This is a genomic window from Actinomadura montaniterrae (assembly GCF_008923365.1).
GTDB lineage: Bacteria > Actinomycetota > Actinomycetes > Streptosporangiales > Streptosporangiaceae > Spirillospora > Spirillospora montaniterrae.
This window is the reverse complement of the sequence record NZ_WBMR01000053.1, coordinates 32652-48818: the sequence shown is the minus strand read 5'-3', so window position 1 is coordinate 48818 and position 16167 is coordinate 32652. Positions and strand designations below refer to the sequence as shown.

At 71.6% G+C, this 16167-nt stretch carries 16 protein-coding genes; 2 read left to right on the top strand and 14 right to left on the bottom strand.

Annotated elements, in window-relative coordinates; all coding sequences use genetic code 11:
- On the top strand, window positions 1–777 hold a 777-nt coding region (locus F9B16_RS50970), incomplete at its 5' end, for a hypothetical protein (RefSeq protein ID WP_192808874.1).
- A 31-nt stretch (window positions 778–808) separates the two neighbouring features.
- Here the strand turns inward: F9B16_RS50970 and F9B16_RS19800 are convergent.
- The 6 genes from F9B16_RS19800 to F9B16_RS19775 all read right to left on the bottom strand — a co-directional run bounded on the left by F9B16_RS19800 (window position 809) and on the right by F9B16_RS19775 (window position 7338).
- A complete protein-coding gene (locus F9B16_RS19800; RefSeq protein ID WP_151541577.1) occupies window positions 809–3577 on the bottom strand; it encodes a DEAD/DEAH box helicase in 2769 nt (922 codons plus the stop codon).
- Window positions 3578–3699: 122 nt separating this feature from the next.
- On the bottom strand, window positions 3700–4557 hold the full coding sequence (gene tatC, locus F9B16_RS19795; protein WP_225991778.1) for a twin-arginine translocase subunit TatC: 858 nt from the start codon (window positions 4555–4557) through the stop codon (window positions 3700–3702).
- Between the two features lie 52 nt (window positions 4558–4609).
- A complete protein-coding gene (locus F9B16_RS19790) occupies window positions 4610–4924 on the bottom strand; it encodes a twin-arginine translocase TatA/TatE family subunit (RefSeq protein WP_404800508.1) in 315 nt (104 codons plus the stop codon).
- 63 nt (window positions 4925–4987) lie between these two features.
- A complete protein-coding gene (locus F9B16_RS19785; RefSeq protein ID WP_225991777.1) occupies window positions 4988–5209 on the bottom strand; it encodes a hypothetical protein in 222 nt (73 codons plus the stop codon).
- Window positions 5210–5332: 123 nt separating this feature from the next.
- Complete coding sequence (locus F9B16_RS19780; protein WP_151541574.1) at window positions 5333–6370, bottom strand: helix-turn-helix transcriptional regulator; 1038 nt, start codon at window positions 6368–6370, stop codon at window positions 5333–5335.
- Window positions 6371–6378: 8 nt separating this feature from the next.
- On the bottom strand, window positions 6379–7338 hold the full coding sequence (locus F9B16_RS19775; RefSeq protein WP_151541573.1) for a helix-turn-helix transcriptional regulator: 960 nt from the start codon (window positions 7336–7338) through the stop codon (window positions 6379–6381).
- A gap of 128 nt (window positions 7339–7466) precedes the next feature.
- Here F9B16_RS19775 and F9B16_RS19770 point away from each other — a divergent pair, with 128 nt between their 5' ends.
- Window positions 7467–8549, top strand: coding sequence for a DUF3866 family protein (locus tag F9B16_RS19770; protein WP_151541572.1), 1083 nt, complete (start codon window positions 7467–7469; stop codon window positions 8547–8549).
- A 60-nt stretch (window positions 8550–8609) separates the two neighbouring features.
- Here the strand turns inward: F9B16_RS19770 and F9B16_RS19765 are convergent, their stop codons facing one another.
- The 8 genes from F9B16_RS19765 to F9B16_RS19730 all read right to left on the bottom strand — a co-directional run bounded on the left by F9B16_RS19765 (window position 8610) and on the right by F9B16_RS19730 (window position 15905).
- Window positions 8610–9128, bottom strand: a complete 519-nt coding sequence (locus tag F9B16_RS19765) for a DUF3291 domain-containing protein (RefSeq protein WP_151541571.1) — start codon at window positions 9126–9128, stop codon at window positions 8610–8612.
- A gap of 32 nt (window positions 9129–9160) precedes the next feature.
- The gene (locus F9B16_RS19760) at window positions 9161–9847 is read right to left on the bottom strand and encodes a helix-turn-helix transcriptional regulator (RefSeq protein WP_151541570.1); all 687 of its coding nucleotides are present in this window, start codon (window positions 9845–9847) and stop codon (window positions 9161–9163) included.
- Window positions 9848–9947: 100 nt separating this feature from the next.
- Window positions 9948–10856, bottom strand: coding sequence for an FKBP-type peptidyl-prolyl cis-trans isomerase (locus F9B16_RS19755; RefSeq protein ID WP_225991776.1), 909 nt, complete (start codon window positions 10854–10856; stop codon window positions 9948–9950).
- 177 nt (window positions 10857–11033) lie between these two features.
- Entirely contained in the window at window positions 11034–12392 is a 1359-nt protein-coding gene (gene pafA / locus F9B16_RS19750) for a Pup--protein ligase (protein ID WP_151541568.1), read from the bottom strand.
- Window positions 12393–12552: 160 nt separating this feature from the next.
- Window positions 12553–13335, bottom strand: coding sequence for a proteasome subunit alpha (gene prcA / locus F9B16_RS19745; protein WP_151541583.1), 783 nt, complete (start codon window positions 13333–13335; stop codon window positions 12553–12555).
- Window positions 13336–13355: 20 nt separating this feature from the next.
- The gene (prcB, locus tag F9B16_RS19740) at window positions 13356–14201 is read right to left on the bottom strand and encodes a proteasome subunit beta (RefSeq protein ID WP_151541567.1); all 846 of its coding nucleotides are present in this window, start codon (window positions 14199–14201) and stop codon (window positions 13356–13358) included.
- 243 nt (window positions 14202–14444) lie between these two features.
- Window positions 14445–15281 carry an endonuclease VII domain-containing protein gene (locus F9B16_RS19735; RefSeq protein WP_225991775.1) on the bottom strand — a complete coding sequence of 279 codons (837 nt, stop codon included), beginning with the start codon at window positions 15279–15281 and terminating at the stop codon, window positions 14445–14447.
- 414 nt (window positions 15282–15695) lie between these two features.
- Window positions 15696–15905 (bottom strand): ubiquitin-like protein Pup, encoded by a 210-nt coding sequence (locus F9B16_RS19730; protein ID WP_067638008.1) that lies wholly within the window; start codon window positions 15903–15905, stop codon window positions 15696–15698.
- Window positions 15906–16167: the final 262 nt, after the last annotated feature.

Sequence of the window (16167 nt, the reverse complement as noted above, 5' to 3'; positions counted from 1 at the left end):
CCGGACCCGGCGGACGAGCCGGTTCCGGGCCGCGCGCCCCGCGTCGCGGGCGCCACCGGGGGCCGCCACTTCGCGCTCGCGATGGCCTACAGCGTCCTGATCTTCGTTCCGACGAGCCTGTTCGTCGCCGCGGCGCATCCGCAGTGGGCGACGCTGCAGCAGGCCTCGCACCTCTCGCACGGCGCGCTGACGGCCCTCGCCGCCGGCGAGGTCGCGCTCACCGCCACCGGCTTCCTGATCACCCGCGGGCTCCTCGTCGCGGGACGGATCCGCTGGGCGGCCTGCCAGGTGATCCTGGCGAACCTGCTGATGTGCCTGGCCGTGGTGCACGGCCCGGACGGCGACGGCTGGAAGCGGTTCCTGTCCACCGACCGCGCCGGCTACCGGGCGTTCCCGCCGTTCCTGAACCTCGGCGACCTCGGCGCCATCGCCGGGCACGTCGCGGACTTCCTCACCTCCGGCCTCGCCGCCGCCCTGTACGTCACGGGCGCGCTGGCGCTCGGCTCGCTCGGGCTGATCATGTGCGTGCTGCACCAGTTCGGGCTCACCGACGCCGGCGCGGACGGCCCCGGTCCGCTGCGCGCCGCGCTCGTCGCCGGGTTCGTCGGCGGCGGCGCGGCGATCGTCGCGGTGCTGACGTCGGCGCTGGTCGACGGGCTCGGCTGGGTCGCGCTCGCCGCCGTCGTCCCCGTCCTGTGGGTCGCGGTGGCCGCCCGCGGCGCGTTCGCCGCCGTCGTCGCCGCCGACCTCGCGCTGCCCGCCGAGCAGGACGGCTGACCCGGCCGCTGCCCGATCAGCCGGCCCGCGATCAGCCGACGGAGGTGTACGCGACGACGCCGCGGCGCATCGCGTCCATCGCGCGCCGCGCCGTCTTGCGCAGGTGCGAGTTCTCCGGCGCGGCGTCCACGACCTGGCCGAGCAGGTCCAGCAGCTGCTTGACCGCGCGGACGAAGTCGCCGGCGGTCAGGTCGCTCTCCAGCAGCACCTCGTCGAGGTCGTCGCCCTTCGCCCACCGGTACGCCGTCCACGCGAACCCGAGGTCGGGTTCGCGCAGGAACGACACCCGGTTGTCGCGCTCGACGGCCTCCAGCTCGCCCCACAGCCGTACCATCGCCGCCAGCGCGTCCTGCGACGGGCCGGTCGGCGTCCGCGGCGGGGCCGCGTCGTCGGGCTGCCGCGACTCGTACACCAGCGCCGACACGCACGCGGCCAGCTCGGCGTGGTCGAGCTTGTCCCACAGCCCGGCGCGCAGGCTCTCGGCGGTCAGCAGGTCCAGCTCGTTGTAGATCCGGCCGAGGCGGCGGCCCTCAGCGGTGACGTCGTCGCCGTCGAGGTAGCCGAGCTGCTGCAGCACGGCGCAGACCCGGTCGAAGGTCCGGGCGATCACCTGGGAGCGGCCCTCGACGCGGCGCCGCAGCTGCTCGGTCTCCCGGTCCAGGCGGTGGTACCGCTCGGCCCAGCGGGCGTGGTCCTCGCGCTTGTCGCAGCCGTGCACCGGGTGGGCGCGCAGGTCGGCGCGCAGCCGGGCGATCTCGGTGTCGTCGGAGGCGGCGGAGTCGCCGCGGGTGCGGCGCCGCTCCCGGACGTCGTCGGGCACCTTGTTGCGCAGCGTGGACGCCAGGTCGCGGCGATCCTGCGGGTTGCGGGGGCTGAACGACTTCGGGATACGGATCCGGTCGACGGGCTCCACCGCGCGCGGGAAGTCCTGGATCGACAGCCGCTGCACCGACCGGTTCACCGTCAGCACCAGCGGCGCGGGCCCGTCCGAGCGGCGCCCCACCCCCGGGTCGAGGACGACGGCGAGCCCGGACCGCCGCCCCGACGGCACCAGGATCACGTCGCCGGGCCGCAGGTGCTCCAGCGACCTCGCGGCCTCCGCGCGCCGCGCCGACGACCGCTCCCGGGACAGCTCCGCCTCCCGGTCCGACAGCCGCCGCCGCATCGCCGCATATTCCATGAAGTCGCCGAGGTGGCATTCGGCGGCCTTGGCGTACCCCTCCAGGGCCTCCTCGTTCTTGCGGACCTGCCGCGCCAGCCCCACCACGGCCCGGTCGGCCTGGAACTGCGCGAACGACTCCTCCAGCAGCGTCCGCGCCCGCTCGATCCCCACCGCGCCGACGAGGTTCACCGCCATGTTGTACGACGGCCGGAAGCTGGAGTTCAGCGGGTAGGTGCGGGTACCGGCGAGGCCCGCGACCGACGCGGGCTCCACGCTCGGGCCCCACACCACGACGGCGTGGCCCTCCACGTCGATGCCGCGGCGCCCCGCACGGCCCGTCAGCTGCGTGTACTCCCCCGGCGTCAGGTCGACGTGGGCTTCGCCGTTCCACTTGTCGAGCTTCTCGATCACCACGGTGCGGGCCGGCATGTTGATGCCGAGCGCGAGCGTCTCGGTGGCGAACACCGCCTTGATCAGCCCGCGGGTGAACAGCTCCTCGACGATCTCCTTGAACGTCGGCAGCATCCCGGCGTGGTGCGCGGCGACGCCCCGCTCGAGCGCCTCCAGGAAGTCGGTGTAGCCGAGGATCCGCAGGTCCTCCGGCGAGATGTCGGACGTGCGCAGCTCGACGTGCGCGCGGATCTCCTCCGCCTCCTCCTTGGAGGTCAGCCGGATCCCCGCGTGCAGGCACTGCAGCACCGCCGCGTCGCAGCCGGCGCGGCTGAAGATGAACGTGATCGCCGGGAGCAGCCCCGCCCGCTCCAGCCGCTCGATCACGTCGGGGCGGGCCGGCGGCCGGAACCGCTGCGGGCGCGGCGCCCGGCGGCGGCCGGTGCGGCGCCCCTGGTTGACCTTGGCGCGGCGGACCTCCTCCACCGCCATCCGCGTCAGCTGCGGGTTCAGCCGGGCCTGCCGGTCCTTGCCCTTGCCGGTGTCGACGAACAGGTCGTACAGCCGCGTCCCGACCAGCATGTGCTGGAACAGCGGGACGGGCCGGTGCTCGTCGACGATCACGGCGGTGTCGCCGCGGACCTCGTGCAGCCACTCGCCGAACTCCTCGGCGTTGGACACCGTCGCCGACAGCGCCACGATCCGCACCGAGTCCGGAACGTGGATGATCACCTCTTCCCAGACCGCGCCGCGGAACCGGTCGGCGAGGTAGTGCACCTCGTCCATCACCACGAACGCCAGCCCGGCGAGCGTCGGCGACTGCGCGTACAGCATGTTGCGCAGCACCTCGGTGGTCATCACCACGATCGGCGCCTCGCCGTTGACGCTGTTGTCGCCGGTGAGCAGCCCCACCTTCTCGGGGCCGTAGCGGCGGACGAGGTCGGCGTACTTCTGGTTCGACAGCGCCTTGATCGGCGTGGTGTAGAAGCACTTGGTGCCGCCGGTGAGCGCCAGGTGGACCGCGAACTCCCCGACGACGGTCTTGCCGGATCCGGTGGGCGCCGCGACCAGCACGCCGCTGCCGCCCTCCAGCGCCCGGCACGCCTCGATCTGGAAGGCGTCCAGGTCGAAGTCGTACAGGGTGCGGAAGTCCAGCAGGGCCGGGCCGTTCCCTGCGGTGCGCGCGCGGTAGGCCGCGTACCGCCCGGCCGGGCTGTCCGCGGCCTGCGCGGTGTCGGGGGAGGTCATGTCTTCGAGCCTACGGTTTCGACCGGCCCGATTCCCAATTCGGGACGCCTTTTCCCACGCGTCCCCTCACGGCGCACCCGTACCGGCCCGCCAGGGGCCCACCAGGCGGTCGGCGGGGGCGGTCAGCGGGCGCGGCCGCCGCCCTCCAGCTCGGCGTCGATCGCCTCCAGGTCCAGGGGCGACGCCTCGTCGTCGGACAGCTCCGCGTCGGGATCGGGCCTGCGGCCCTTGCGGCGGTCGTGGAAGAACGCCAGCACTTCGGCGATCTCGAACAGCACCACCGTCGGCACCGCCAGCGCCAGCATCGTGAACGGGTCCTGGCTGGGCGTGGCGACCGCCGCGAACACGAACACCCCGAACACGATCAGCCGCCGCGACCTGCGGATCCGCTCGTGCGTGAGGACCCCGGCGAGGTTCAGCATCACCACGAACAGCGGCAGCTCGAACGTCAGCCCGAAGATCAGCAGCATCGCCTGGGCGTACCCGAGGTAGTCCTGGATGCCGACCAGCACCTTGGTGTCGCCCGGCGCGAGCCCGATGAAGATCTTCAGGCCCTTGTCCATCGTCAGGTACGCCAGCGCGGCGCCCGCGAGGAACAGCGGGACCGCCGCGCCCATGAACGTGTACGTCCAGCGGCGCTCCCGCTTGTACAGCCCCGGCGCCACGAACGCCCAGATCTGGTACAGCCAGATCGGCGACGACAGCACCGCCCCGACGATCAGCGCGACCTTCAGGTGCACGAAGAACCCGTCGAAGATCCCGTGCACCACCAGGTCGCACTCGCCGCCCAGGCAGTGCTCCTGCGGAATGCGCGTGTACGGCTTCTGCAGGAACTTCCAGATCGGGTCGAACAGCAGCCACGCGACGATCCCGCCGGCGACGAGCCCGAGGATCGCCTTGATCAACCGGTTGCGCAGCTCGCGCAGGTGGTCCATGAGCGGCATGCGGCCGTCGGGCGCGCTGCTCTGCCTGGGCTTCATGACGGGCTTTCCGGGCTCGGTTCGGCTGGGGGTGTGCGGCCTGCTCGGGCGGTCAGCCCTGGCGCATCCGGCCCGGGTCCGACACCGGCACGCCCTCGATCGGCTCACCGGACGCCAGCGCGCCCCGGCTGCGCTGCCCGTCGGCGGCGGCCGCCTCGCGCTCCAGCCGCGCCGCCTCCTCGCGCAGCCGCGCCGCCTTGTCCCGCGCGTCCGACGACGCCTCCGCGGCGGCGGGGGCGGTCTTGGCGTCCTCGGCTCCGTCGTCGTGCAGGCCCTTGGTCTCGGCCTTCAGGATCCGCGCCGACTTGCCCAGGGACCGGGCGAGCTGGGGCAGCTTCGCCGATCCGAACAGCAGAAGAACGACCACCAGAATGATCAGAATCTCGGGCGTACCCAGTCCAGCCATGACAATCCTCTTCAGCAGGGGTCCTCAGGACGATCGTACGCCGTCCCCGGGCGCTTGTGGCACTCGAGCGTCCTGGAGTTCGGACAGTTCATCGCGCAACGCCGACTGTTTGGGCGCCAGCCGCCGCCTGGTGCGCTCCAGTTCACGCCCGAACCGCCGTACGCCCATGTACACGCGGAACGCGCACCAGGCGAGGACGGCCAGGCCGACGAAGCCCAGCGACACCGACACCCCAACCCACGACACGCCCGCCACGGTAGCCGATCCCCCGGCCCGGCGCCCCACCGGCACGGCCCGAGCACCGATCCGGCCGCCCGCCCAGCCCCTATGGAGGGATCACGCCATGCCGTACAGCGCCGGCGCGGGAGGTCAGGCCATGCCGTACAGCGCGAGCGCGCGGGACGCGTCGTCGCGGACGCCGTCGGCCAGTTCCTCCGGCGACACCACCCGGCCCTGGTCGCCGAGCCGCAGCGCCAGGCCCCGCACCCACCGCGTGTCGGGCGTGCGCAGCACCACCCGCAGCCGCCCCTCCCCGAGCTCCTCCACGCTCTCGCACGGGTAGTAGTCCGCCACCCACCGGCCGCGCGCCGTCAGCTCCAGCGTCACCGCCACGTCCTGCGGCGAGGGCCGGAACAGCCCCGCGTCCACGTCGATCGGCTCCGCCTCCTCGGGCACCTCCGCAGGCACGTCCAGCACCGTCAGGTCGAAGATCCGGTCCAGCTTGAACAGCCGCACCGCCTCCGCCCGCCGGCACCACCCCTCCAGGTAGGTGTTGCCCTCCACCACCAGCAGCCGCATCGGGTCCACGTCCCGCTCGGTGTTCTCGTCCCGCGCCGGCACGTAGTACCGCAGATGGACGCGGCGGCCCTGCGCGATCGCGTCCCGCAGCGCCCCGAGGCCGGTGCGCGCCGAGTCCGCCGACCCGCCCCGCGCGTCGACCTCGACGGCCACCTTGCTCGACACCGCCGCCGCGGCGCCCGCCGCCGACTCCAGCTTCGCGATCACCCGCGACAGCGCGTCCCGGTCGTGCAGGTCCGGGATGCCCGCCAGCATCCGCAGCGCCACCAGCAGCGCCGACGCCTCGTCCACCTTCAGCCGCAGCGGCCGCGCGATCGACTCCGCCTCCGCCACCGTGATCTCCCCGCCCTCGTAGGACAGGTCGATCGGGCAGTACGGGTCCGGCGCGCGCAGCTCCACGCACCACAGCAGGTTCAGGTCGTCGATCAGCTGCTTCTCGGTCACCCCGAACGCCGCCGCCGCCTCGCCCAGCAGCACCGAGTCGCGGTTCACCACGTACGGCACCAGCGCCAGCAGCCGCGCCAGCCGGTCCGTCGACGTCGTCGCCGGCGCCTTGCCCGCCTTCACGCCCGCCTTCGCCGGCGCCTTGCCCGTCTTCGCGTTCGCCATCGCCCCGCTCACCCCAGCACCGACTTCAGCTGCTGGATGACCGCCTCCCGCAGGTCCGGCGGATCCAGCACCACCACGTCATCGGCGAACCGCGCCAGGTACGGCGCGAACCGCTCCACGTCACGGAACGTCAGGACCGCCTCGTCCCACTCCCCGTCCCCGGCCGGGCGCACGTCCCGCGCCCACCGCCGCGGACCCTGCGCCGCACCGGCCCGCAGCCGCACCGTCGCCGGCCGCGGCTCGGTCACCGGGTCGCCCCAGTCGAACGCGATCTTCCGCACGTCCACCCCGTCCGGGACCGTGACCGACCCGTCCGGGCCGTCCGCCGCCACCTCGCCCACGATGCGGCTCAGCCGGAACACCCGCTCCTCCTCGCGGTCCCGGTCGAACCCCACCACGTACCAGCGGCCCCGCCGCGACACCACGCCCCACGGCTCCAGATGCCGCCGCGCCACCGACGTCCGCCCGATCCCCTGGTAGTCGAACGCCACCGGACGGCCGTCGCGGACCGCCTCCCACAGCGCCGGGAACGCCGGATCGCCGGTGTTCACCCGCGGCTCCACCCCCACCGCCGTGGTCACGTCCGTCTCGACCCCGGCCGCCCGCAGCTTCAACAGGGCACCGGAGGCGGCCTCCGCCATGCTCGCGCGCTGCCACACCCGCGCCGCCAGCCCCAGCACCGCCGCCTCGTCCGGCGTCAGGTGGATGTCGGGCAGCTCGTAGGCCTGCGGAGGGATCCGGTACCCGATCTCCTCACCGCCGCCGCCCTGCTGGTCGCTGCCGACCTCCAGCGGGACGCCGAGCTCGCGCAGCTCCTCCTTGTCGCGCTCGAACATCCGCTTGAACGCCTCGTCGGAGTCCGGGTAGCCCGGCACCGCCCGCCGGATCTGCTCGGCGGTCAGATAGCGCCGGGTGGCGAGCAGGCAGACCACCAGATTCAGCAGGCGCTCGGTCTTGCGCCGCGACACTTCGCCACCAACCCCTTCCGCGGAGCCTCGCGCTCCGCCCCTCCGCTCCGCGGCCTCCGGCGGCCCCGGCCGGGCCGGCGGCCCGATCGCGCCCCCGCCCGTCGCCCAGGACGCTACCGTTTCCCGGTGTGATCCGATGGCGCAAAGGCACAGTAGAGGGCATCCGCCGCGAATGGCCGGGGGCGGTCGAACTCGACGTCGTGATCGGGGGCGACGGCGCGCACCGCGCACTGGCCTACCCCGACCTGGTCGGACGCCCCGAGCCCGGCGACACCGTCCTGCTCAACACTACGGCCTTGGCGCTGGGCCTCGGCACCGGCGGCTACGCCATGGTCGTCGCCGTCCCCGACCGGCTTCCGCCCGACCCGTCAGGCCCCGGCCACCTCGTCAAGGCCCGCTACACCCCGCTGCAGGCCACCGTCCTCGGCGCCGACGAGCAGGACTCACCCCACCACGAGGTCCTCCGCGACGCCGACTCCCTCGGCGGCATGCCCGTCGTCATCGCCGACCTGCACTCCGCCCTCGCGCCGATCCTCGCCGGGCTGCTCGCCGCGCGCCCCGGCGCCCGGATCGTCTACCTCATGCCGGACGGCGGCGCGCTGCCGTCCTGGTTCTCCATGTCCATCGCCCGCCTCAAGGACGCCGGCGCCCTCGCCGCCACCGTCACCGCCGGGCAGGCGTTCGGCGGCGACCTGGAGGCCGTCACCGTCCACACCGGCCTCCTCGCGGCCCGGCTGGTGCTCGACGCCGACGCCGTCGTCCTCGCCCAGGGCCCCGGCAACCTCGGCACCGGCACGAAATGGGGGTTCTCCGGCGTCTCGGCGGGCGAGGCCGTCAACGCCGCGTCGGTGCTGGACGGCCGCCCCGTCGCGTCCCTGCGCGTCAGCGAGGGCGACAAGCGGGAACGCCACATCGGCGTCTCCCACCACTCCCTCACCGCCTACGGCCGCGTCGCCCTCGCCCGCGCCGACGTCCCCGTCCCCGAGCTCGGCGGCGCGTTCGGCGCCCGCGTCGCCGCCGAGGCCGCCCCGCTCGGCGACCGCCACACCCTCGTCCCCGTCCCCGTCGACGGCCTCCACGACACGCTCAGGGCCGCCGAGAAGGACTGGGGCGTCCGCCTGTCCACCATGGGCCGCCGCCTCGACGAGGACCTCCCCTACTTCCTCACGGCCGCCGCCGCGGGCCGCCACACCGCCGCCCTCCTCGGCTGACGCGCCGGGGCCGGCGCCCCCGCCACAGCCCCGGAACCGGCCCCGGAACCGGAACCGCCTTCACAGCGCCGCGGGCTCCGCACCCTCCGCCACCGCGCCGGCGGCCGCGGCCTCCTCAGCCGTGTACGCCGCCGCGAACGTGAACGCGCGGGGCGACGGCCCCTCCTCGCGCACCAGCCGCAGCCGCTCCATCGCCTCCTCCACGGTCGGGACGCGCCCGGCCGGGATCCACCACAGCACCACGTGCGCCTCCGCGTGCCGCTCGAACCAGTCGCGGCGCCGCCGCATCGCCGCCAGGTGCGTGCTGCGGTACACGAAGTCCCACAGCGCCTCCTGCGACTCCCACACCGAGAAGGTGATGATCACGTCGTCGCCGGCGGGGCGCATCCGCGTCGCGTCCGCCTGCCCCTCCTCGACGAGCCGCCACACGAACCCGGGCGCCCCGTCGGCGGCCGCGTTCACCGGGTCGAGAAGCGCCACGAAGTCCGCGGTCCGCGGATCGTCCAGCGGGTGGCGGAGCGTGGCGACGTTGAACTGGGCGAGATGGAGGCCGGCGCGAGCGCCCTCATGTGCGGTCATGGCGCCACCTCACCATGCCCTCCGCTTCTATGTCAATCTTGATTGTTTTTAGAAGGCTCGGCCACCACGCAGCACCACCCCGGCCGCGCGTCCATCCGCACCCGCACCCCCTCGGAACCCTCCACCAGGCCCTCCAGCAGCGCCAGGTTCATCCCGCACACCAGCGGAGGGAACCGCTCCGCCACCGCATGGAACGGGCAATTGCGCATCCGCAGCACCGGCCCGCCACCGCCCTCAACGCCTCCATCGCCCTCAGCGCTCTCGAGAACCGGTTCGTAGCCGCGCGCCACCAGCACCTTCGCCAACGCGTCCAGATCACCGCACGGCTCCCCCGCCGCCAGCGCCGCCCCCTCCCGGCGCGCCGCCTCCTGCACCTCCCCGTCCAGCCCCGCACGCTCCGCCGCCTCCGCCAGCAGACCCGCCACCGTCCGGTAATCACGCGCCGGCAAAGACACCGCACGCTCCCCCGCCGACCGCCGGTACACCTTCGCCGGACGCCCCGCACCCGGCCCCGAACGCCCCGACAACCGCCGGCTCCCCGCCTCCAGCAGACCCCCGTCCACCAGCTTGTCCAGATGGAACGCCGCCAGCGTCCGCCCCACCCCCGCGGCCTCCGCCGCCTCGTTGCGCCCCACCTCGCGGCCGCGCCCGACCACGAACTCGTACAACCGCCGCCGCACCGGATCCTGCAGCAGCGCCACCGCCTCGATGTCCTCCACCCCGCCATTCTAAGAACAGCGCAGATAAAACATAGAAACGCGCGACGGCCGCCACCAGAGACGACAACGCCCCCGGCGACGGCCGACCGACGAACTCAGATCAATGGGCGCCCAGCAGATCCACCACGAACACCAGCGTGTCCGACCCCCGGATCCCGTACTGCGCCAACCCCTTCGACCCGTACCCCAACGCCGGCGGCACCACCAGCAGCAACCGGCTCCCCACCCGCTGCCCCAGCAACGCCTGATCCCAGCCCTTCATCACCTGACCCGTCCCCACCACCACACCGAACGGATGCCCCGCCGACCACGACGAATTGAACACCCGCCCATCACGCCAGAAATACCCCGCATACTGCGTCGCCAGCAGCTGCCCCTTCCGCAGCACCGGCCCATCACCCCGCACCAGCGTCCGCACCTGCAACCGCTTCGGCGCCGCCACCTTCGGCACCGTCACCACCGGCGCCTGCCCCGCCGGCGCGTCCGACACCTTCGGCAACGACGGATCGTCCAACGGCGCCTGCTTCACCCCATGCGGCCCCGCCTTGCCCGAATACACCCCCAGCACGTCCAGCACGTACACCAGCGTGTCCCCCGGACCCACCTGATGCCCCGCGTCACCCGCCGACCCGAACCCGTCCTTCGGCGGAATCCGCGCCACCACCCGCGACCCCGGCCGCGCCCCCTCCAACGCCTTCACCAGACCCGGCACCAGCTGCCACGTCGAGAAGAACCCCGGACGCCCGTCCGCGTAACTGCTCGCCACCAGCTTCTTGCCCGACTTGTTCCAGCGGTACCCGACATAGTCCGCCATCACCAGATCACCCTTGCGGGCCGCCGCGCCCTTCCCCTCCTTCAGCGTCTTCACCGCCAGCGACCCCTCCGGACCGCCCTTCGGGAACGACACCTCCGGCAGACGCCCGAACGCGCCCTTCACCGACACCTTCACATCCGAACCGCCCGAACAACCCGCCAACAGCGGCACCGCCAGAACGGCGACAGCGGGCACGGCGACGACACGACGGAGAACACGACGGCGCATACGGGTCCTTCAGGGGGTGATGAGCGCTGCTGCGCGCTCACCCTACCCCCCAAGTGACCAGCCGGTAGCCCACACCACGCGAGACGCACCGACCACACCCGCCCCAAGCGCCGCCGCCCCCGCGACGGCCCCCGGAACCCGCCGTCACATCCCCGCGATCAGCTTGTCCACCCGCTCGTCCACCGACCGGAACGGATCCTTGCACAGCACCGTCCGCTGCGCCTGATCGTTCAACTTCAGATGCACCCAGTCCACCGTGAAATCACGCCGCTTCTCCTGCGCCTTCCGGATGAACTCCCCCCGCAGCCGCGCCCGCGTCGTCTGCGGCGGCACCGACTTCGCCTCGAAGATGTCCAGATCCCGCGACACCCGCTCCACCGACCCCCGCTTCTCCAGCAGGTAGTACAACCCCCGATCACGATGCACATCGTGATACGTCAGATCCAGCTGAGCCACCCGCGGCGACGACAACGGCAGATCGTACTTCCGCCGGTACCGCTCGATCAGCTTGTACTTCATCACCCAGTCGATCTCCCGCGACACCAGGTCCAGATCGCCCGTCTCCACCGCCCGCAGCGTCCGCTCCCACAGATCCAGCACCCGCTTCGCCGTCACGTCCCCGCCCCGCGAGTCCACGAAGTCCCGCGCCTTCCCGAAGTACTCCTTCTGGATCTCCAGCGAACTCGCCTCGCGCCCGTTCGCCAACCGCACCTTCCGCCGCCCCGTCATGTCATGACTGACCTCCCGGATCGCCCGGATCGGGTTCTCCAGCGTCAGATCACGCATCACCACCCCCGCCTCCACCATCCGCAGCACCAGGTCGGTCGCCCCGACCTTCAGCAGCATCGTCGCCTCGCTCATGTTCGAGTCACCGACGATCACATGCAGCCGCCGGAACCGCTCCGCGTCCGCATGCGGCTCGTCCCGCGTGTTGATGATCGGACGCGACCGCGTCGTCGCCGACGACACGCCCTCCCAGATGTGCTCCGCCCGCTGCGACACGCAGTACACCGCACCCCGCGGCGTCTGCAGCACCTTCCCCGCACCGCAGATGATCTGCCGCGTCACCAGATACGGGATCAGCACGTCCGCCAGCCGCCCGAACTCCCCATGCCGCCCCACGAGATAGTTCTCATGGCACCCGTACGAGTTCCCCGCCGAATCCGTGTTGTTCTTGAACAGGTAGATGTCGCCGGCGATCCCCTCCTCACGCAACCGCCGCTCCGCATCCACCAGCAGACCCTCCAGGATCCGCTCCCCCGCCTTGTCATGCGTCACCAGATCCACGACGCTGTCGCACTCCGGCGTCGCATACTCCGGATGGCTGCCCACATCCAGGTAGAGCCGCGCGCCATTGCGCAGGAACACGTTGCTACTCCGGCCCCAGGACACCACCCTGCGGAACAGGTAGCGGGCCACCTCGTCCGGTGACAACCGCCGCTGACCGCGGAAGGTGCAAGTGACGCCGTACTCGTTCTCAAGCCCGAAGATGCGCCTGTCCACACCACGACCCTATGCGGCCCGGCCCCGACTTGGCAGTCTCAAAAGCCCACCGATTCCCCCACGAAACAAACCCGCCGCGGCCGGACGGCACCACACCACCCGGCCACGACGGGCCAAACTCACCCCGGCGCCACAATCCCCCGGCGCCGCCGACGGCCGATCAGTCCTTGCCGTCGCCCAGCACGTCGTCCACATCCTCCACCGACGGACCCGCCGACGACCCACCGGACGACCCCGCCGACCCCCCGGCCGAACCACCGTCGCCCGCCGCCAGCAACTCCTCGATCCGCCGCGCCGGCAACCGCCGGAACAACCGGTGCTCCCGGTTCCGGTCCAGCACCGCCACCTCCAGCGACTTCGCCTCCAGCCGCCGATCCGAATCCTGCGCCTCCAGAGCCCGCACCGCCGTCCGCAGCGCCACCTCCAGCGACGCCCCCTCCTCGTACCCGTCCTTCAGCGCCTGCGCGACCGACTCCGTCTGACCGCCCATCGCCACGTACCCGTGCTCATCCGCCACCGACCCGTCGAACGTCAGCCGGTAGATCTGGTCCGTCTCCGCGTCCTCGCCCACCTCCGCGACGACCAACTCCACCTCATAAGGCTTGTTCGTCTCCGTGAAGATCGTCCCCAGCGACTGCGCGTACACGTTCGCCAGACCCCGCGCCGTCACATCACGACGGTCGTACTGGTACCCGTTGATGTCCGCGTACCGGACCCCGCCCAGCCGCAGATTCTCGAACTCGTTGTACTTCCCCACCGCCGCGAACGCGATCCGGTCATAGATCTCACTGATCTTGTGCAGCGCACGCGACGGATTGTCCGCCACGAACAGGATGCCGTCGTCGTACTGCAGCACCACCACACTGCGGCCACGCGCGATCCCCTTGCGCGCATAGTCCGCCTTGTCCTTCATCTGCTGTTCGGGCGACACATAGAACGGCATGGACACCGGTCGGATCCCTTCTATCGCAGCGGGGCGGTCGGACCGCCCGGCGAGTCGTAACGTCCATCCACGACGGCCTGCGCCAACGCGCCCACCTCGTCCTCACCCAGCCGGCGATACCCCTCCGACGTCACCGTCGCCACCACCGGGAAGATCCGCCGCGTCAGATCGGGACCGCCCGTCGCCGAATCGTCGTCCGCCGCGTCGTACAGCGCCTGCACGCACACCAGCGCCGCATCCTCCGCCGACAGGTCCGCCCGATACAGCTTCTTCAGCGACCCCCGCGCGAACACCGACCCCGAACCGATCGAGTGGAAGTCCCGCTCCTCGTACCGGCCGCCCGCCGGATCGTAGGAGAAGATCCGCCCCCCGTCCCGCTCCTCGTCATAGCCCGCGAACAGCGGCACCACCGCCAGCCCCTGCATCGCCATCGCCAGGTTCTGCCGCACCATCGTCGCCAGCCGGTTCGCCTTGCCCTCCACCGACAGCGTCCGGCCCTCGCGCTTCTCGTAATGCTCCAGCTCCACCTGGAACAACCGGACCATCTCGATCCCGATCCCGGCCGTCCCCGCGATCGCGATCGCCGAGAACTCGTCCGCCCGGAACACCTTCTCGATGTCCCGCTGCGCGATCACGTTCCCCGCCGTCGCCCGCCGGTCCCCCGCCATCACCACCCCGCCGGGGAAGCTCACCGCGACGATCGTCGTCCCATGCGGGATCTCATCCCCCGCCGGCGACACCGGCACCGCGCGCCGGCCCGGCAGCAACTCCGGCGAGTACACCCCCAGGAACTCCGTGAACGAAGACGTATCCGGGCTCGTGAACAGCCCCGGCAGACGTCCGGTGTGCGAATCGTGGGACGCCACGCGACTCCCTTCCCTCCACCAGGCGCCGGTGACCCTCGCATACCCCACCGGCGCAGACTCCTACGACCCTACTGTTCAACCCTCACCCGGCGCATGCCGCGTGATCCACCACCGCGTCAGCCCACGGCGAACCTTCCCCCGCGAAAGCCCGCCCACCCGCACAGAACGCACGCGCACACGACGGGCCGGCCGTGTGCGCGTGTCGCCCCCCCGCTCCGTACTCCTGGGGCACTCCTGGGGCGGTCAGGAATAGACGAACGCGCCGTCCTCGTCCGACCCGACCCACGTCGGCATGTCGAGCTCCTCGTCGAACGGCAGCGTCTCCTTGCGGTACCGGCCGTCCGCCTCCCAGAACTCCTTCCACCCGCCCTTCGGCACCGTCGCCGGGTCCACGTCCGGAACCGTCAGCGACAGCCGCGTCCCGCCATCAGGCGTCTCCACCGTCCGGACGAGCCGCCCCTCCACGTAGTCCGCCGCCCGGCGCAGGGTTATGGGGTCGTCCCTCAGCTGCCCCATGCCCGTGTTGCAGCTCGAGCAGGCCAGGCCCCGCACCGCACCGGTGACGTGGTCATGGTCGACGTGCTCCGCCGGCCGGTCGCAGCAGACGGCGCAGTAACCGACCTGCAGCTTCAGGAGCCACTTGGCGTCCTCGTCGTTGATCCCGTACTTCCTGCGCAGGTGGTAGTGCCGCGCCGACTGCAGGCTGTCCCCGCGCGTCCGCCAGAACGGGTCCCAGCGGACGCGATCCGGGCCGCCGAGGACCGGCGCTCCGATCTCGATCCGCAGCCGCCGCGCGTGCGCGCCGCGCAGTTCGAGGTAGTCCGCCGCGAGGCGGAGCAGGGCGGGATCGTCGTGGAACTGGCCGAGCCCGCCGTTGCACTTGAAGCACAGGATCCGGCGGACCAGACCTGTGAGGTGGCTGTGGTCGACGTGCTTCGCCGGCGCTCGGAGGCAGATGACACAGACGCCGCCCTGCTCGGCGACCATCCGCGCCACCTCCTGCTCCGTCACCCCGTAGCGGAGCTTGAGCATGTAGTTGCGCTGCCCCCCGTGCTTCTCCCCCTTATGCTCGGCGATCACCTGATTGTGGCAGGGCTTGCAATATGTAGAGAGACCGGACGCCTTCGAGCGATTGCTCCCGAATTCGTCGACGTTCTTGACCGTTTCGCACCGAGGGCAGTACTTCATCCCATCTGGAACTTTGCGGCGCCTCTGGTAAGGCTTTACGGGCTTTCCGAGGCGCTCCTGCCTCCTACGCTTCGACGCCGCGTTCCGCAGCCCGAAGCACTCCCTGCAGTACAGGGCCAGGCCGTCTGCGGACGCGGCTCGCTTGAAGAAGTCCGTCGCGGGTTTGGTCTCGCCACAGTCGCGGCATTTCTTATGAGACATGGGCGAGACTTTAACCTGTCCGCCCATGCCTTGAATCGAGTATTCGAATATTTGCCCGGTCGAGGAATTACCCGTTTCGCATCTTGGGCATTATGTCCGTTTTATTCACTGACCGCCCTTTTGCACGAAACCGCGAACAAATTCCTCTGCGTTCTCTTCGAGAACTTCGTCAATTTCGTCGAGAATTGAATCGACGTCGTCGGTGAGCTTCTCCTGCCGCTCCTGGACGTCTTCGGTCGTCGTGGCCTCGGTCTCCTCGACCTCTTCCGTGCGCCGGGTGGTCTGCTTCTGACCGCCGGTGTCCTTCGTGGCCATTCCGTACCTCCGCTTCTTGCCGGTACCCCGACCCTATCTCCGATCTTCCTAGACGAGCGGATCTTATGGTCCGTTTCGTCCGGGTCGCTGCAGGCGTCGGGGGCCTGATCCGGTTATCGCCCGTCCGCGGACCGGTGAAACAGGCAAAGCGGTCACGAAACCGCGACATCGCCCGTCGTCGCAGGTCAGTGCGGGACGCCACTCGATAGTGGCACTATCCAACGGGCGCCGTCCAAGATCGGACGGCGCCCGCGTGTCAGCC

What these genes read in the sequence shown, in the direction of transcription:
- F9B16_RS19800 (WP_151541577.1), bottom strand. Translation starts at nt 3,577, where the DNA reads ATGACCTCCCCCGACACCGCGCAGGCCGCGGACAGCCCGGCCGGGCGG.
- prcA (WP_151541583.1), bottom strand. Translation starts at nt 13,335, where the DNA reads ATGCCGTTCTATGTGTCGCCCGAACAGCAGATGAAGGACAAGGCGGAC.
- tatC (WP_225991778.1), bottom strand. Translation starts at nt 4,557, where the DNA reads ATGAAGCCCAGGCAGAGCAGCGCGCCCGACGGCCGCATGCCGCTCATG.
- F9B16_RS19730 (WP_067638008.1), bottom strand. Translation starts at nt 15,905, where the DNA reads ATGGCCACGAAGGACACCGGCGGTCAGAAGCAGACCACCCGGCGCACG.
- F9B16_RS19765 (WP_151541571.1), bottom strand. Translation starts at nt 9,128, where the DNA reads ATGACCGCACATGAGGGCGCTCGCGCCGGCCTCCATCTCGCCCAGTTC.
- F9B16_RS19780 (WP_151541574.1), bottom strand. Translation starts at nt 6,370, where the DNA reads ATGGCGAACGCGAAGACGGGCAAGGCGCCGGCGAAGGCGGGCGTGAAG.